Source organism: Seonamhaeicola marinus, assembly GCF_008085455.1.
Genome location: NZ_VSDQ01000578.1, coordinates 1 through 523, shown reverse-complemented (window position 1 = coordinate 523; position 523 = coordinate 1). Strand labels below are relative to the sequence as shown.

At 29.6% G+C, this 523-nt stretch carries 1 pseudogene; it reads left to right on the top strand.

Annotated features, from left to right (window positions below):
* Nucleotides 1-453: pseudogene (locus tag FUA24_RS10590) on the top strand (SAM-dependent methyltransferase); the annotation flags it as partial.
* Between the last annotated feature and the right edge of the window lie 70 nt (nucleotides 454-523).

The following is a 523-nucleotide window of genomic DNA, read 5'->3' as shown; positions in this document are numbered from 1 at the left end:
AAAGCCATTGACATATCAAAAGGCGCAGTTGCTGTTGCCCAAAAACGCGGTATTATTAATGCTGAAGTTTTGAATATTTTAGATGAAACTAACGCTTTTGATACCATTTTATTACTAATGAATGGCACTGGTATTTTTCAAGAACTAAAACAGGTTGCTACGTATTTAAAACACTTAAAAACACTTTTAAAATCAAACGGACAAATACTTATTGATTCATCAGACATTAAATATATGTATGAAGATGATGATGGCGGTTTTTGGATGGATACCAACAGTAATTATTACGGTGAATTAGATTATTTTATTAGCTATAAAGGCGAAAAGGAAACACCTATGAAATGGTTGTATTTAGATTTTAACACCTTAAAATTAGCATGCGAAACCGTTGGTTTAAATTGTGAATTAATTGCTGAAGGTTCTCATTTTGATTATTTGGCTCGTTTAAGTTAAGTATGCGTTTTAAATGATGTTAAAACCTATAGTGTCCAATAATTTTATAATTAAACAAACAATCTTCTAA